Raw genomic sequence first — 14,586 nt, forward strand, 5'->3', positions numbered from 1 at the left:
GCACGAGAGCAACGTCGTGTCGACGCGAGTGCAGCCTGCCGACGACGCCGCTCCCGAGAGGAGACTCCCGAGAGGAGCCTTCTGAGAGGAGACTGGGCCATGCCCCTGCGGGTCGAGCTGAAGCCTTTCGAGCGCATCGTGATCGGCGACAGTGTCATCGTGAATTCGAACACGCGCGCCCGCTTCATCGTCGAAGGCGACGCGCCTATCCTCCGCGAGCGTGACACCGTCACCGCCGAGACCGCCGATACGCCGGCCAAGCGCCTCTACCTCTGCGTCCAGACGATGTATCTGAAGAACGACGCGATCCGTTATCGCGCGTCCTATCTCGCCTGTATGAACGAGTTGCGCAGGGCGATTCCGGAAGCCGCCGGCCAAGCCGAGATGGTGGATCGCCATGTCACGGAAGGAGCGCTGTACAAGGCGCTGAAGGAGATCAGGGCGCTGATCGAGCGAGAGGATCGCGCAGTCGCGCCGGCAGAAGCGATGCCTTGACATTCCGGCCGCGGAAAGGGGCCGGGCTCACCTCAGCCTGAGAGGTCGGTGCTACGTCCGTATTAGCACGGACGATAAAATTAACGGGACGGATAAAAGCCCCACCTAACGATGGCTTGGACGAAAGTCTGTTCAGCCGAGTCGGCGAGGGCCGGGTATCGATCCGCGCTGCTGGTGAAGGCCGGGACCGACCGTCGCTCTGACAGGATCAGCGGTCGCCCCGTGACCGCGGCGCCAATTCTTGGAAGGCCAGTTTCATGGACGATCTGTTGCGTGAGTTCCTGACGGAGACCAGCGAGAGCCTGGATACCGTCGACAATCAATTGGTGCGGTTCGAGCAGGAGCCGAACAACGCCAAGATCCTCGATAACATCTTCCGGCTGGTGCACACGATCAAGGGGACCTGCGGTTTCCTCGGCCTGCCGCGGCTCGAGGCGCTGGCGCATGCCGCCGAAACCCTGATGGGCAAATTCCGCGACGGCATGCCGGTCACCGGCGAGGCCGTGACGCTGATCCTCACCACCATCGACCGCATCAAGGACATCCTGGGACAGCTCGAGGCCAACGAGGCCGAGCCGGAGGGCGAGGATCGCGACCTCATCAGCGAGCTCGAAGCCATGGTCGAGCGCGGCATGGCGGCCATGGCCGCCGGCGAGGCCGCGCCACCGCTCGCGCCCGCGGCGCCCGAACCGCCGCCCAAGCCCGCGGTGACGCACGGCTCGCTGATCGACCAGACGCTGGAGCGTCCGCTGCGTCCGGGCGAAGTGTCGCTCGACGAGCTGGAGCGCGCCTTCCGCGAGACCGCGATCGAGATGCCGCCCGCGCATGAGAAGGCGCCTGAGCCCAAACCCGCTGCCCCGGCGCCGGTCGCCAAGGCCGGGCCTGCCAAGGCGGAAGCAGAGAAGGCCGAGCCGAAGAAGGCGGCGCGGCCGAAGGCCAATGCCGACGGCGAGGTGCACGAGAACGACAAGGTCGCCAACCAGTCGATCCGCGTCAACGTCGACACGCTCGAACATCTGATGACGATGGTCTCCGAGCTGGTGCTGACGCGCAACCAGCTGCTCGAGATCGCCCGCCGCAACGAGGACACCGAGTTCAAGGTGCCGCTGCAGCGGCTGTCCAACGTCACCGCCGAGCTGCAGGAGGGCGTCATGAAGACGCGCATGCAGCCGATCGGCAATGCCTGGCAGAAGCTGCCGCGCATCGTCCGCGACCTCGCGACCGAACTCGGCAAGCAGATCGAGCTCGAGATGCACGGCGCCGACACCGAGCTCGACCGCCAGGTGCTCGACCTGATCAAGGACCCGCTCACCCACATGGTGCGCAACTCCGCCGATCACGGCCTGGAGACGATGGCCGAGCGCGCCGCGGCCGGCAAGGCCGAGCAGGGCACGATCCGGCTCTCCGCCTATCATGAAGGCGGCCATATCATCATCTGCATCGCCGACAACGGCCGCGGCCTCAACACCGAGCGCATCAAGGCCAAGGCCCTGGCGAACGGCCTCGTCACCGAGGCCGAGCTCGAGAAGATGACGGAAGCGCAGATCCACAAGTTCATCTTCGAGCCGGGCTTCTCGACCGCGGCCGCCGTCACCTCGGTCTCGGGCCGCGGCGTCGGCATGGACGTGGTGCGCACCAACATCGACCAGATCGGCGGCACCATCGACATCAAGTCGGTGGTCGGCGAGGGCACCTCGGTCACCATCAAGATCCCGCTGACGCTCGCGATCGTCTCGGCGCTGATCGTCGAAGCCGGCGGCGACCGCTTCGCGATCCCGCAATTGTCGGTCGTCGAGCTGGTGCGCGCGCGCGCCAACTCCGAGCACCGCATCGAGCGCATCAAGGACACCGCGGTCCTGCGCCTGCGCAACAAGCTCTTGCCGCTGATGCATCTGAAGAAGCTCCTGAAGATCGACGACGGCTCGTCGACCGATCCGGAGAACGGCTTCATCGTGGTGACGCAGGTCGGCAACCAGACCTTCGGCATCGTGGTGGACTGCGTGTTCCACACCGAGGAAATCGTGGTCAAGCCGATGTCGACCAAGCTGCGTCACATCGACATGTTCTCGGGCAACACCATCCTGGGCGACGGCGCCGTGATCATGATCATCGATCCGAACGGCATTGCGAAAGCGCTCGGCGCCGCCGGCTCGGCCTCGCAGGCGGTGTCCGACGAGCACGCCGCGCATCACGCCATCGGCGGCGAGCAGCTCACCTCGCTCCTGGTGTTCCGGGCCGGGACGGCGCAACCCAAGGCGGTGCCGCTGGCGCTGGTCACGCGGCTCGAGGAGATCGCGGCCGACAAGATCGAGATCTCCAACGGCCGCTACATGGTGCAGTACCGCGACCAGCTGATGCCCTTGGTGCAGATGGAAGGCGTGTCGGTGCAGACGTCGGGCTCGCAGCCGATCCTGGTGTTCGCCGACGAGACCCGCGCGATGGGCCTTGTGGTCGACGAGATCATCGACATCGTCGAGGAGCGGCTCAACATCCAGGTCTCCGGCGCCAAGGACGGCATCCTCGGCTCGGCGGTGATCAAGGGCCAGGCGACCGAGGTGATCGACGTCGGCCACTTCCTGCCGATGGCGTTCGCCGACTGGTTCATCCGCAAGGAGATGGCCACCGAGTCGCAGACGCAGTCGGTGCTGCTGGTCGATGACTCCCCGTTCTTCCGCAACATGCTGGCGCCGGTGTTGAAGTCGGCCGGCTACAAGGTGCGCACCGCGGCCTCGGCGCTCGAGGGCCTGGCCACGCTGCGCTCCGGGCACAGCTTCGACATCGTCGTCACCGACATCGAGATGCCGGAGATGAACGGCTTCGAGTTCACCGAGGCGATCCGCGCCGACCAGAACCTGAACCAGATGCCGGTCATCGCGGTGTCGTCGCTGGTGTCGCCGGCGGCGATCGAGCGCGGCCGCCAGGCCGGGCTCTACGACTACATCGCCAAGTTCGACCGGCCCGGCCTGATCGCGGCGCTGAAGGAACAGATCGAGGAACGGGCCCGCGCCGAAGCCAACCGGCGGGCCGCGTGACAGCAAGCGGACAGGAGTAGCGTGCGATGAGCAGCAAGATCGAAACCACCGAGGGCGCCGCCGTCGAATACGTCACCGCGATGATCGGCGGCCAGCTGTTCGGCCTGCCGATCTCCCGGGTCCAGGACGTGTTCATGCCGGAGCGGGTGACGCGGGTGCCGCTGTCATCGGCGGAGATCGCAGGCGTCCTGAACCTGCGCGGCCGCATCGTGACCGTCGTCGACATGCGGGCGCGGCTCGGCCTTGCCCGCGCCGAGGACGGCAAGCCGCCGATGGCGGTCGGCGTCGATCTGCGCGGCGAGTCCTATGGTCTCCTGATCGACCAGATCGGCGAGGTGCTGCGGCTGCCCGAGGAAGGCCGGGAGGAGAACCCCGTCAACCTCGACCCGCGCATGGCGAAATTCGCCGGCGGCGTGCACCGCCTCGACGGCCAGCTGATGGTCATTCTCGACGTCGATCGCGTGCTCGAGCTCCTGCCGAAGGCAGCAATCGCTGCCTAGCCCGTCAACCGTCCCATAGGGGAGACAACAATGAAGAGCTGTCTGGTCGTGGATGACTCCAGCGTCGTGCGCAAGATCGCACGCCGTATCCTGGAGGAGCTGGGCTTTTCCGTCGTCGAGGCGGAGGATGGCGAGCGGGCGCTCGAGATCTGCACCAAGAGCCTGCCGGACGCCATTCTGCTCGACTGGAACATGCCCGTCATGGACGGTTATGATTTCCTCGGGCGCCTGCGCCGGCTGCCGGGCGGCGAAGGCCCGAAGGTGGTGTTCTGCACCACCGAGAATGACATCGATCACATCTCGCGCGCGCTCAACGCCGGCGCCAACGAATACATCATGAAGCCGTTCGACAAGGAAATCGTCGCCGCCAAATTCCAGGAAGTCGGTCTCATCCAGGCGCTGTCAGCCGAATCCGCCTGATCCCTTCGTCTGCCCAGAAGAGGCCGCCCGTGAACCAGCCCGATTATGAGTTCCTGCGCAAACTGCTTCGAGACAAATCGGGTCTCGATCTGTCTGCCGACAAGCAATATCTGATCGAGAGCCGCCTGCTTCCGCTCGCGCGCAAGGCCGGCCTGGCCAGCATCAGCGATCTCGTCCAGAAGCTGAAGGACGGGTCGAGCGCCTTGATCAGCCAGGTCGTCGAAGCGATGACGACCAACGAGACGTTCTTCTTCCGCGACAAGGTCCCGTTCGATCATTTTCGCGACGTGATCATGCCGGAGCTCCTCAAGGCGCGCGCCAACCGCAAGTCGATCCGGATCTGGTGCGCCGCTTGCTCGACCGGCCAGGAGCCGTATTCGCTGGCGATGTCGCTCAAGGAGATGGGATCTGCGCTCAGTGGATGGCGCATCGAGATCATCGCCACCGATCTCTCCCAGGAGGTGCTCGAGAAGTCCAAGGCGGGTCTCTACAGCCAGTTCGAGGTGCAGCGCGGGCTGCCGATCCAGCTTCTGGTCAAATATTTCAAGCAGGCGGGCGAACTCTGGCAGATCAATTCCGACGTGCGCGGCATGGTCCAGCATCGCCAGCTCAATCTGCTGCACGACTTCTCCCAGCTCGGCACGTTCGACGTCGTGTTCTGCCGCAACGTGCTGATCTATTTCGACCAGGACACCAAGATCAACATTTTCGGCCGGCTCGCCAAGTTGATGGAGCCGGACGGCTTCCTCGTTCTCGGCGCCGCGGAGACCGTCGTCGGCCTCACCGACGTGTTCAAGCCCCTTACGGACCGGCGTGGCCTGTATCGCCCGAGCGGGATCGTTTCCGCGGCGAAGGCGCCGGCTCCGGGAATGCCCAGGATCGCGGCCGCGGGCAACTAGATGTTTCGGCAGCCCAATAGAGCAGGACGCGAAGATGTCTGACGACAACAAAGGTACGGAGCGCGTCACCTTCAGCCGCGGCTACGATGTCTGCATCATGGGCATCGACGGGACCTGGCGCAGGGACTGCCAGCTCAACGCCATCTCGGACAACGACGCGGTGCTGACGGTCGAAGGATCGATCCAGGGATTGAACCTGAAGGAGTTCTTTCTGCTGCTGTCCTCGACGGGGCTCGCCTACCGCCGCTGCGAGCTGGTCCGGGTCAACGGCTCCGAGATGGACATCCAGTTCATCAAGGGAAAGAACAAGAAGAAGCGCGGCAACGCCTCCGCCGGCCAGGAAGCGACCGTCAACTAGTTCGCCTTCCGGCGGCACGGCGCATTGCTCGCCCGCTGCTTGAGAAGCTTCCGCGCGCGGAGCGACGAAGAGACGCGCCAGCCCGGGTCCTGCGCAAGTCCTAAGACGGGTGGCGGCTTTTCGGAGAGCCGCTTTACGTCGCCGCAGGGTCGGACGTGTATGACAATGACGTCGGTCAAATTTCCAGGGACGGCCAATGCCGGTCATGAGTTCGGAACTTGCATCCAGCCGGTCGGAGCGCGCCGATGATGGCGAGCGGCGCGCGCTGCAGCTCTTGGTCGTCGACGACGACGCCGCGCAGCGGACGCTGATCGCGCTGGCGGCCAAGCAGGCCGGCCACGCCGTGACGGTCGCGGCCACGTGCAGCGATGCGATCCGCGAGGTGCGCAACAAGCGCTTTGACTGCGTCACGCTCGATCTCATGCTCGAGGACGGCGACGGGACCGAGGTCCTCAAGGTCATCGCAGATACCCGCTTCGCCGGTTCCGTGATCGTGATCAGCGGCATGGACGCGGCCAAGCGAATTGAGGCCCGGCTGTTCGCGCGCTCGCTCGGAATCGACCTGCAGAGCCTGCCGAAGCCAGTCGATCTGGCGGCGCTGCGCATCTGCCTGGCCAATCTCGGCAAGACTGCGCTCGGCCTGCCCGTGGTTCACACCTGGGGCGGCGTCGCAGCCGAAAGTGTTGCCGCGAAGCATCGGTCCTGAGAGAGCCGCATCGGCGCAAGCCGCCGTCCGGAGTGCACAATCCTGTGCAACGTCCAAATCCCGCCGATCTCTGATCAAAACGAGGGCAAGGCCGGCTGACGCCTGTACGTCTTGTGTCAAATGCCGTGCAGATTTTCGTGGACAGAGAGCCGTGCACGCGTCTGGCGCCGAGCATGTCTGTTCGGCGTGGTGCACGTCGGCAACGCTGATGCGATCAGAGTTTGATGTCGATCATGATGCTGTCGGCGTTGATGTGTTTTGCAAGGCAGCATGCTGCTCGAGACGACTGCCTTGAGATCGTGTCCAGATCGTGGTCTCGTGAAGGCGATCACCGATCTGCAGCTACTACTTGTGGGTTAGGATCATAAACCGTACAAATACGGGTGCCCAAAGCACCCGACGAGTATGGTATCATAAGACGCGCTTTCATTGTTTCTTCTCCTTTGCAAGAGCAATCGCCCATGGCCGAACAAACAACTTCCCGCGGTGAGATTTTTGTCGTCGATGACGACCCAGCCGTGCGCGACACCCTCTCGATGGTCTTGTCGGCAGGTGGGTATGAAGTGATCTGTTTTGCGGACGGCGCCGCGCTCCTGGCGGTGGCGCGGAGCAGGACACCGGCCTGCATCCTGCTCGATGTGCACATCCCCGGAAAGTCCGGTCTCGACATTCTCAGGGAATTGCACGGCGAGGACTATCCGGCTCCGATCTTCATGATCTCAGGCCAGGGCGACATCCCGATGGCCGTGAATGCGATCAAGAACGGGGCGCTCGACTTCATCGAGAAGCCGTTCCGCGGCAGTGAGATCGTGGCCCGTCTGAACGAGGCGATTGGCGCGTTCGCGCGGCGGCAGAAGGAGAATGCCTCGCCGAAGATCGGCTCGCTGCATTTCCCCGGCCGCGAGCCGCTGACGCGGCGCGAGCGCGAGGTCCTGGAACAGTTCACGGCGGGGGCCTCGAACAAGGAGGCGGGGCGCACGCTGGGCATCAGCCCGCGCACGATCGAGGATCACCGCGCCAACATCATGAAGAAGCTCGGCGCGCGCAACGCGGCCGATCTGATCCGCATCGTGATGACGGCGTCGCGCGCCAATTGAGCCGATGGCCGGGCCGCCCGCACGTGGCCGCGCTCTGGAGCAGCGGCAATCGCAGGCGCAGGCCGCGTCGGTCAGGCCGCATTGGTCAAGCCTCGCTTTTCAAGCCTCGGTCGCGGCGAGCGCCTTGCGGATCATCCTGGCCAGCTCGGATTTGCGGTACGGTTTCGGCAACAGAAGAATTCCTTCGTCGAGCCGGCCGTGATGCACCACGGCATTCTCGGTATAGCCGGAGGTGAACAGGACCCGCTGCGTGGGACGAAGCCGCTGGATCTCGGATGCGAGCTGGCGGCCGTTCATCGTCCCCGGCATGATGATGTCGGTGAAGAGTAGATCGAACGGCTCTCCGGCATTGGTGATAGCCAGCGCTTCGGCGGCATTGGCCGCCTCCAGCGTCGCGTAGCCCAGCGCATGGAGCTGGGCGAGAACGTAGCCGCGCACCAGCCGGTCGTCCTCCACCACCAGGATTGTCTCCTGGCCGCCCTGGATCGCCGGCGCGGCGCCCGATGGCTGCGTGATCGCTTCTTCGCTGCCCGGCGGCAGGTACATCCGGATCGTGGTGCCGTGGCCCTCTTCGCTGTAGATCCTGATGTGGCCGGCCGATTGCTTCACGAAGCCGTACACCATCGACAATCCGAGCCCCGTCCCCTTGCCCGGCCCCTTCGAGGTGAAGAACGGATTGAACACCTTGTCGATGATGGCGGCGGGAATGCCGCTGCCACTGTCGCTCACCGCGATCATCGCGTAGCGACCGGGCCGCACGTCGTCGTAGAGACTTGCGTAGTTCTCGTCGAGGTCGGCCCAGCCGGTCTCCAGGATGAGCTTGCCGCCATTCAGCATCGCGTCGCGGGCATTGAGCGCGAGGTTGATGACCGCCGTGGCGAGCTGGTTCGGATCGACATGCGCCACGCAGGTCTCATCCTGGAAGACGGACTCGATCTCGATCTGCTCTCCGAGCGTCGGCCGCAGCAGCTTGGCCGTGTCGATCATCAGCGTGTTGACGTCGACCTCGCGCGGCTGCAGCGGCTGTCGGCGCGCAAAGGCGAGCAGATGCTGGGTGAGATCGGCCCCGCGCGCGGCGGCCTCGTCGATCATCCTGGTGATCGCGGCGAGCTGCGGCTCCTTGGCCACGGCAGCGGCGAGAATCTCGATCGTGCCGGTGATCACGGTGAGGATGTTGTTGAAGTCGTGTGCGATGCCGCCGGTGAGCTGGCCGATCGCCTCCATCTTCTCGGACTGGCGGATCCGCTCCTCGGTCGCGATCTTGTCGGTGAGGTCGCGGAAGAAGCCGTTCAGCACGACACCGTTGCGGGTCCTCAGCGCGGTCACGCTGAGCTCGGCCTTGAACTCGCGGCCGTCGCGCCGCTTCACCATGACCTCGCGTCGGCGGCCGCCCCCGAGCGCGCTCGCTTGTCCGGTCATCAGGATACGGCCGAGCGCGGCGCGCAGCTCCTCGCCGACATCCCCGACCGTGATCACGTCGAAGACGTCCTTGCCGATGATCTCGGCGCGCGACCAGCCGAAGATCTTCTCGGCCTGGGAGTTCCAGTTGAGAATGGCGCCGTTGTCGTCGACCTGGACGAAGGCATCGAGCGCGGTCTCGATGATGTTGCGGGCGAGCTGTTCGCTTTCCCGCAGCGTCTCCTGCGCCAGCCGGCTCTCGGTCATGTCGCGGCCGATGAAGAAGTGGCGCTGCACCGGCTCCGACCAGTTCGAGGTCCAGGACAGCGTCACCACGCGGCCGTCCTTGTGGACGTAGCGGCAGTCGGAGGTGCGCGCCCGAAGGCCGAGGCGCGAGGCACGCAGCTCCTCGCGTGCTTTGAGCAGATCGTCCGAGTGGATGAAATCCGCGCCGCTGCGGCCGATCATCTCGGCTGGCGTATAGCCGAGAATCGTCTCCACGCTCGGTGAGACCTGAATCAGGATGCCATTGCGGTCGGTGATGAGGATCAGGTCCTGCGACGTCTCGAAGATGCGCCGCCGCTCCTCGGTCTGCTGGCGCAGCGCCAGCTCGGTCCGGCGGCTCTCGGTGACGTCGCGTGCGATCTTGGAGGCGCCGATGATCTGGCCCGTCGGTGATTTGATCGGCGAGACGCTGAGCGAGACCTGGACCAGCTCACCGTCCTTGCGGATCCGCACCGTCTCGAAATGCTGGATCCGCTCGCCGCGCGCCACGCGCACGAGGAAGTCCTGGGCCTCGGGCATGCGCTCGGGCGGCACGAGGAAATCGGCAAGGCGGCCCACGGCCTCCTCGGCGGAGTAGCCCAGCATGGCCTCGGCTGCCGGATTCCAGGCGGTGATGGTGCCGTCCAGCGACAGCGTCACGATCGCGTCGTTCGACGATTCCACCGCGGCACTGTAGAGCCGTTCGCGGGCGGCGAAATGGTCGCGCGCCGCTTCGGTCAGGTAATGCTCCTGGACCTCGCGCTCGAGCTCGGCGGTCTTGGTGCGAACCTCGTCCAGCACGCGGGCGAAGGCCCGCGCCAGCACGCCGGTCTCGCCGACCGCCTCGAGCGGGATATTCACCGTCTCGCCGCGCCCCACGCCCTCGACGGCCTGGGTGAGCTGGTTGATCGGCCGCGTCAGCGAGCGCGCGACCACGAAGGCGAGCGCGGCCGCGCACAGCATTGCGATCAGGCCGACCTCGATCGCCGTCTTGCGGATGGCGAGGGCGGGCGCCATGAAGGCGGTGTTCGGGATCGTCTCGATCACCGCCACCCATTCCTGTCCCGCGAGCAGCGCCGGCGCGAAGGCGACGCCGCCGGGACGATCGGCCTCGTCGTGCAGGATCTGCGCGAAACCCTCGGCGCTGCCGGTTGCGCCTGCGAGCGTCGGAAAATCGTCCTGCCATCGCGTCGATCGGCCGCGTTTCGAGGCGAATTCCCGGTCTGATTCGGGATGGAAGAGATAGTCGCCGCGGGCGTTCACGACATAGAGCTGTGCGCCCGGGCGGGCCGCCGTGCGCAGATGCGCGAACACCGGGCGCATGTCGAGATCGACCATCAGGATCGCGAACGGCTTGCCGTCCGCCCCGAACACCGGCGTGCCGACGCACAGCATCGGCACGCCTGTCTTGGGGTCCGTCGTGTTGCCGTCGAGAATGATCGGCGACAGCCGGATGCCGCCGGGCGGCAGGCTCAGCGTCTCCTTGATGTAGTTGCGCTCGCCGCGCGTGATCAGCTCGTTCTCCGGAACGATCCGCACCGTGTTGCCCGGCCCGAGCCGGTCGACCCGGATCAGCTCGCGATAATCGTTCTCGATCCCGACCAGGCGGATCATCGCGTAGGTCTGCTTGGCCTGCAGCTCGGCGAAGTAGCGCGTTGCGACCCGCTCGCGCCACGACTGCGCCGGCAGCCCTTCGCGGGGATCGGGAGCCCCCGTCTTCAGTGTGCGTATCAATGTTGCCAGATTCGGCGAGGCGCGATAGCCGTTGATGTCGTTGCGGGCGCTGCCGACATAGTTTTCGAGCTCGGTCGCCATCAGGCGCGAATGCGACTCGATTCGATCGAGCGCGCGCGGCAACAGCGCCCGCTCGAGGCTGCGATAGCCGAGCCAGCCGACGGCGAACACCGCGATCGCGACCAGCAGGATCATCGCGATCGCCAGCCGCGTCGTCAGCGTGAGGCGCCCGCCGAACCGCGAAGCCTCGCTCGCGCGCTGCGCGCTGCTGAGCAGCAGCCCTTCGGTTCGGCCGTCAGGATTTCGGAACAGCATCTTGGCCTGGCCGGGGTCGAGTAGCCCGATCGCCTGCCGATGCCAGGCATTCGGAAACCATCGTCAGGAGGGCTGCCGGTTTGAACGGTTTGGGCAACGCGGAAACCGCTCCGAGCTTGGTGGCCATGGTAAGATAGTCGGGCTCAGACATCGAGGCCGGGGTGTGGGAACGTCCCGAGGTCATGATGATCGGAACACCCGGCGTGTGCCTGAGGATCATGCGCATCGCCTCCAGCCCGTCCATGCCCGGCATGAAGATGTCCAGGATCACCAGGTCAAAGCTCTCGCTCTTGAAGCGGACGAGCGCCTTCTGGCCGTCGCCGGCGATGCCGACGACGTGACCGGCCCGTTCGAGCACGCGCTGAATTGTCAGCTGCATGAGCGGATCGTCGTCCACGACCAGAATCTTCGCCACGCTCCGCATCTCCCGATTGGCTGGCAGCAAGACCAACGGTCAGTTGTAAGGTTTTGCCCAATTCGCGGCGCGCCGCAAGCGTTTCGCCGGACAAGTCACATGCAGGATGGGACGCGGGCAGACACCGCTGTTCCGGACGCGCCAATCGGGAGACAATCCGGGCGCCTTGCGTTGCGGGAGCGAGGCGTGTGCTCGAACGGCGTTCTTGCCTGCATTTGAGGCATTCGCGCCGTGGTTGTAAGGCTGGAACGCTTCACATTCGATTAATCTGGGTGATGGACGATTTGCCAGGGCTCCTGTTTTGCTCGTATCGGCGTGCCACTAGCCGCTGAGATAGTCCGGCCAGCGGCCCCGAATGGTCGCGAGGTCGCTCAGCGTGCCGGTCAGGTGCTCGCGCAGATGCGTCTGCGCGTCGTCCGGGCGGCCCGCGGCGATCGCGTCGACGATCTGCTTGTGGTGGCGCAGGATCGTCTGCGCCTTGCCGGGGGACGGCAGATGCAGCCGGCGCAGCCGGTCGATGTGACCGCTGCGGCTCCGCACCAGGGTCCACAGCTCGTGCTTGTCCGCGGCGGTGTAGAGCCGCTCGTGGAATGCGTTGTCGACCACCGTGAATGACGCGAAGTCGCCGTCCCTGGCGAAGCGCCGCTGCTGGGCGATCAGCGCGTTCAGCTCGTCGATCGGGGCCGTCGCAGGCCGCAGCGCGAGCAGGCGCACGATCTCGAGCTCCAGCGCCTGGCGCAGGAACTGCGCCTGCTGCGCCCGACCAACATCGATGCGGCTGACCAGGGTCGCGTGCTGCGGGAACACGTCGACGAGGCCTTCTTCGGCGAGGCGCATCAGCGCGTCGCGGATCGGCGTCGAGCTGAGGCCGAACTCGGCCTGCAGCGCCGGCCGCGACAATGGTGCTCCCGGTGGCAGCGCCAGGGCGATGATCTGGTCGCGCAACCGCTCGAAGACCTGCGGTGCCGCGCGCCGGCTCGGATCGAGCCGTTCGGGCGGTAGAACCGCAGCAGGCGTCGCAGGCAATGCCATGGGGTCGGACGTCCGGCTCGAATGTCGCAGGGGGAGAACAGCCCTTGTCAGAGATGCACTAATGCATTAGTGCATCTCCCCGCCGGCCGTCAAGAAGGAGCCGGCACGCGAGGAGGGATGTCCCATGTTCGAGAAGTTCGCGCGCTCGGCCGCACGAGCCGCCGGCCTGCTGGCCGCGCTGCTGGTCGCGCCGGCCTGGAATGACGCCGCGCAGGCCCAGCAGAAGACCGAAATCTCGCTGTCGCGCCAGCCCGGCATCTTCTACATGCCGAGCCACATCATCGAGAAGAACAAGCTGATCGAGAAGCATGCTGCCGCGCTCGGCGTGCCCGGCGTCACCACCAAATGGCTGACCTTCTCCGGCGGCGGCGCGCAGACCGATGCGCTGCTGTCGGGCAGCGTCGACATCCTCAACACCGGCACCGGCAATCTGCTGCTGCTGTGGGATCGCACCCGCGGTGGCGTGAAGGGCATCGTCGCGACCTCGGCGCAGCCGATGACCCTGATCAGCCGCGATCCCAACATCAAGTCGATCAAGGATTTTGGCCCCAGCGACAAGATCGCGGTGCCGACCGTGAAGGTCTCGACCCAAGCCATCGTGCTGCAGATCGCGGCCGCCGAGGCGTTCGGCGCCGATCAGTGGAACAAACTCGACGCCAACACCGTGCAGCTCGGTCACCCCGACGCCTATACGGCGCTGTCGAATCCGCAGCACGAGGTGCACAATCATTTCTCGATCCCGCCCTACACGTTCCTCGAATTGAAGAACGTGCCCGGTGCGCATGTCGTGCTGAATTCGGCCGACGTGATGGGCGGGCCGCTCAGCCAGGCGCAGTTCTTCACCACGACGAAGTTCGCCGACGCCAATCCGAAGATCATCCAGGCGGTGCGCGACGCCACCAAGGAAGCGCAGGACTTCATCCGTAGCGATACGAAAGCGGCGGTTGATATCTACAAGGAGATCACCGGCGACAAGACCTCGGTCGAGGACCTGCTTGCCTGGCTCAAGGAGCCCGGCATGATGGAATGGAATCTGGAGCCGCAGGGCACGATGAAGTTCGCCGCCCATCTCGCCAAGATCGGCACCATCAAGACCCAGCCAAAGGCCTGGACCGACTATTATCTGCCGGTCGCGCATGATCTGAAGGGCAACTGATGTCCGCGCTGCTCGACGTCGATGGCGTCACCCTCCGCTACAAGACCTCCAGCGCGGTGATCACCGCGACGGAGCGGGTCGGCTTCTCCGTCGACCGCTCCGACCGCTTCGTGCTGCTGGGGCCGTCGGGATGCGGCAAGTCGACCTTGCTGAAGGCGGTCGGCGGCTACATCAAGCCGAGCGAAGGCCGGATGCGCATCAACGGCCGCGAGATCACCGGGCCCGGCGCCGACCGCATGATGATCTTCCAGGAGTTCGACCAGCTGCTGCCCTGGAAGACCGTGCTCGCCAACGTCATGTTTCCACTGCTGACGGCGCGACGCATGCCGCGCAAGGAGGCCGAGAGCCGCGCCCGCGCCTACATCGAAAAGGTCGGGCTGACGCGCGTCGTCGATGCCTATCCGCACACGCTGTCGGGCGGCATGAAGCAGCGCGTCGCAATTGCCAGGGGCATGGCGATGGAGCCGGACATCCTGCTGATGGACGAGCCGTTCGCGGCGCTCGATGCGCTGACGCGGCGGACCTGCCAGGACGAGCTGCTGCAGCTCTGGAATGAGACCAAGTTCACGGTGCTGTTCGTGACGCATTCGATCGCGGAGGCGATCAAGATCGGCAACCGCATCCTGCTGCTGTCGCCGCATCCCGGCCGGGTCAAGGCCGAGGTCATCGATGTCGACAAGGTCTCGGCCGAGGACGGCAGCGCGGCGCGCCTGGAGAAGCAGATCCATGATCTCTTGTTCTCCGAACCCGCAACGACGCATTGAG

Annotated in this window: 13 protein-coding genes; 10 read left to right on the forward strand and 3 right to left on the reverse strand. The window is 65.5% G+C overall.

The window, feature by feature from the left end:
- Positions 1–99 precede the first annotated feature (99 nt).
- From flbT to QX128_RS28385, 8 genes are all read left to right on the forward strand, one after another.
- On the forward strand, positions 100–495 hold the full coding sequence (flbT, locus tag QX128_RS28350) for a flagellar biosynthesis repressor FlbT (RefSeq protein WP_315716969.1): 396 nt from the start codon (positions 100–102) through the stop codon (positions 493–495).
- A gap of 257 nt (positions 496–752) precedes the next feature.
- Positions 753–3,527 (forward strand): hybrid sensor histidine kinase/response regulator, encoded by a 2,775-nt coding sequence (locus tag QX128_RS28355; protein ID WP_316237639.1) that lies wholly within the window; start codon positions 753–755, stop codon positions 3,525–3,527.
- 26 nt (positions 3,528–3,553) lie between these two features.
- Positions 3,554–4,027, forward strand: a complete 474-nt coding sequence (locus QX128_RS28360) for a chemotaxis protein CheW (RefSeq protein ID WP_315800634.1) — start codon at positions 3,554–3,556, stop codon at positions 4,025–4,027.
- A 30-nt stretch (positions 4,028–4,057) separates the two neighbouring features.
- Entirely contained in the window at positions 4,058–4,447 is a 390-nt protein-coding gene (locus QX128_RS28365) for a response regulator (protein ID WP_315716971.1), read from the forward strand.
- Between the two features lie 29 nt (positions 4,448–4,476).
- A complete protein-coding gene (locus tag QX128_RS28370) occupies positions 4,477–5,346 on the forward strand; it encodes a protein-glutamate O-methyltransferase CheR (RefSeq protein ID WP_315800633.1) in 870 nt (289 codons plus the stop codon).
- Positions 5,347–5,380: 34 nt separating this feature from the next.
- On the forward strand, positions 5,381–5,704 hold the full coding sequence (locus tag QX128_RS28375; protein ID WP_315800632.1) for a PilZ domain-containing protein: 324 nt from the start codon (positions 5,381–5,383) through the stop codon (positions 5,702–5,704).
- Between the two features lie 196 nt (positions 5,705–5,900).
- The gene (locus QX128_RS28380; RefSeq protein WP_315800631.1) at positions 5,901–6,410 is read left to right on the forward strand and encodes a response regulator; all 510 of its coding nucleotides are present in this window, start codon (positions 5,901–5,903) and stop codon (positions 6,408–6,410) included.
- 461 nt (positions 6,411–6,871) lie between these two features.
- Entirely contained in the window at positions 6,872–7,507 is a 636-nt protein-coding gene (locus QX128_RS28385; RefSeq protein WP_315717165.1) for a response regulator transcription factor, read from the forward strand.
- A gap of 99 nt (positions 7,508–7,606) precedes the next feature.
- Here the strand turns inward: QX128_RS28385 and QX128_RS28390 are convergent, their stop codons facing one another.
- The 3 genes from QX128_RS28390 to QX128_RS28400 all read right to left on the reverse strand — a co-directional run bounded on the left by QX128_RS28390 (position 7,607) and on the right by QX128_RS28400 (position 12,665).
- A complete protein-coding gene (locus QX128_RS28390; protein ID WP_316239161.1) occupies positions 7,607–11,218 on the reverse strand; it encodes a PAS domain S-box protein in 3,612 nt (1,203 codons plus the stop codon).
- On the reverse strand, positions 11,199–11,633 hold the full coding sequence (locus QX128_RS28395) for a response regulator (protein ID WP_315800629.1): 435 nt from the start codon (positions 11,631–11,633) through the stop codon (positions 11,199–11,201). Before QX128_RS28395 ends, QX128_RS28390 begins: the two co-directional genes overlap by 20 nt.
- A 321-nt stretch (positions 11,634–11,954) precedes the next feature.
- Complete coding sequence (locus tag QX128_RS28400; RefSeq protein ID WP_315800628.1) at positions 11,955–12,665, reverse strand: GntR family transcriptional regulator; 711 nt, start codon at positions 12,663–12,665, stop codon at positions 11,955–11,957.
- A gap of 124 nt (positions 12,666–12,789) precedes the next feature.
- Here QX128_RS28400 and QX128_RS28405 point away from each other — a divergent pair, with 124 nt between their 5' ends.
- Entirely contained in the window at positions 12,790–13,821 is a 1,032-nt protein-coding gene (locus QX128_RS28405) for an ABC transporter substrate-binding protein (RefSeq protein WP_315800627.1), read from the forward strand.
- The gene (locus QX128_RS28410; protein ID WP_315800626.1) at positions 13,821–14,585 is read left to right on the forward strand and encodes an ABC transporter ATP-binding protein; all 765 of its coding nucleotides are present in this window, start codon (positions 13,821–13,823) and stop codon (positions 14,583–14,585) included. Before QX128_RS28405 ends, QX128_RS28410 begins: the two co-directional genes overlap by 1 nt.
- Position 14,586: the final 1 nt, after the last annotated feature.

The sequence above is a fragment of the Bradyrhizobium sp. SZCCHNR1015 genome, assembly GCF_032489875.1.
Taxonomy (GTDB): domain Bacteria; phylum Pseudomonadota; class Alphaproteobacteria; order Rhizobiales; family Xanthobacteraceae; genus Bradyrhizobium.

Bases quoted from the DNA above. Each gene is read 5' to 3' on its own strand.
- flbT (WP_315716969.1), top strand. From the start codon at position 100: ATGCCCCTGCGGGTCGAGCTGAAGCCTTTCGAGCGCATCGTGATCGGC.
- QX128_RS28380 (WP_315800631.1), top strand. From the start codon at position 5,901: ATGCCGGTCATGAGTTCGGAACTTGCATCCAGCCGGTCGGAGCGCGCC.
- QX128_RS28360 (WP_315800634.1), top strand. From the start codon at position 3,554: ATGAGCAGCAAGATCGAAACCACCGAGGGCGCCGCCGTCGAATACGTC.
- QX128_RS28405 (WP_315800627.1), top strand. From the start codon at position 12,790: ATGTTCGAGAAGTTCGCGCGCTCGGCCGCACGAGCCGCCGGCCTGCTG.
- QX128_RS28390 (WP_316239161.1), bottom strand. From the start codon at position 11,218: ATGCTGTTCCGAAATCCTGACGGCCGAACCGAAGGGCTGCTGCTCAGC.
- QX128_RS28400 (WP_315800628.1), bottom strand. From the start codon at position 12,665: ATGGCATTGCCTGCGACGCCTGCTGCGGTTCTACCGCCCGAACGGCTC.
- QX128_RS28410 (WP_315800626.1), top strand. From the start codon at position 13,821: ATGTCCGCGCTGCTCGACGTCGATGGCGTCACCCTCCGCTACAAGACC.
- QX128_RS28355 (WP_316237639.1), top strand. From the start codon at position 753: ATGGACGATCTGTTGCGTGAGTTCCTGACGGAGACCAGCGAGAGCCTG.
- QX128_RS28375 (WP_315800632.1), top strand. From the start codon at position 5,381: ATGTCTGACGACAACAAAGGTACGGAGCGCGTCACCTTCAGCCGCGGC.
- QX128_RS28365 (WP_315716971.1), top strand. From the start codon at position 4,058: ATGAAGAGCTGTCTGGTCGTGGATGACTCCAGCGTCGTGCGCAAGATC.
- QX128_RS28385 (WP_315717165.1), top strand. From the start codon at position 6,872: ATGGCCGAACAAACAACTTCCCGCGGTGAGATTTTTGTCGTCGATGAC.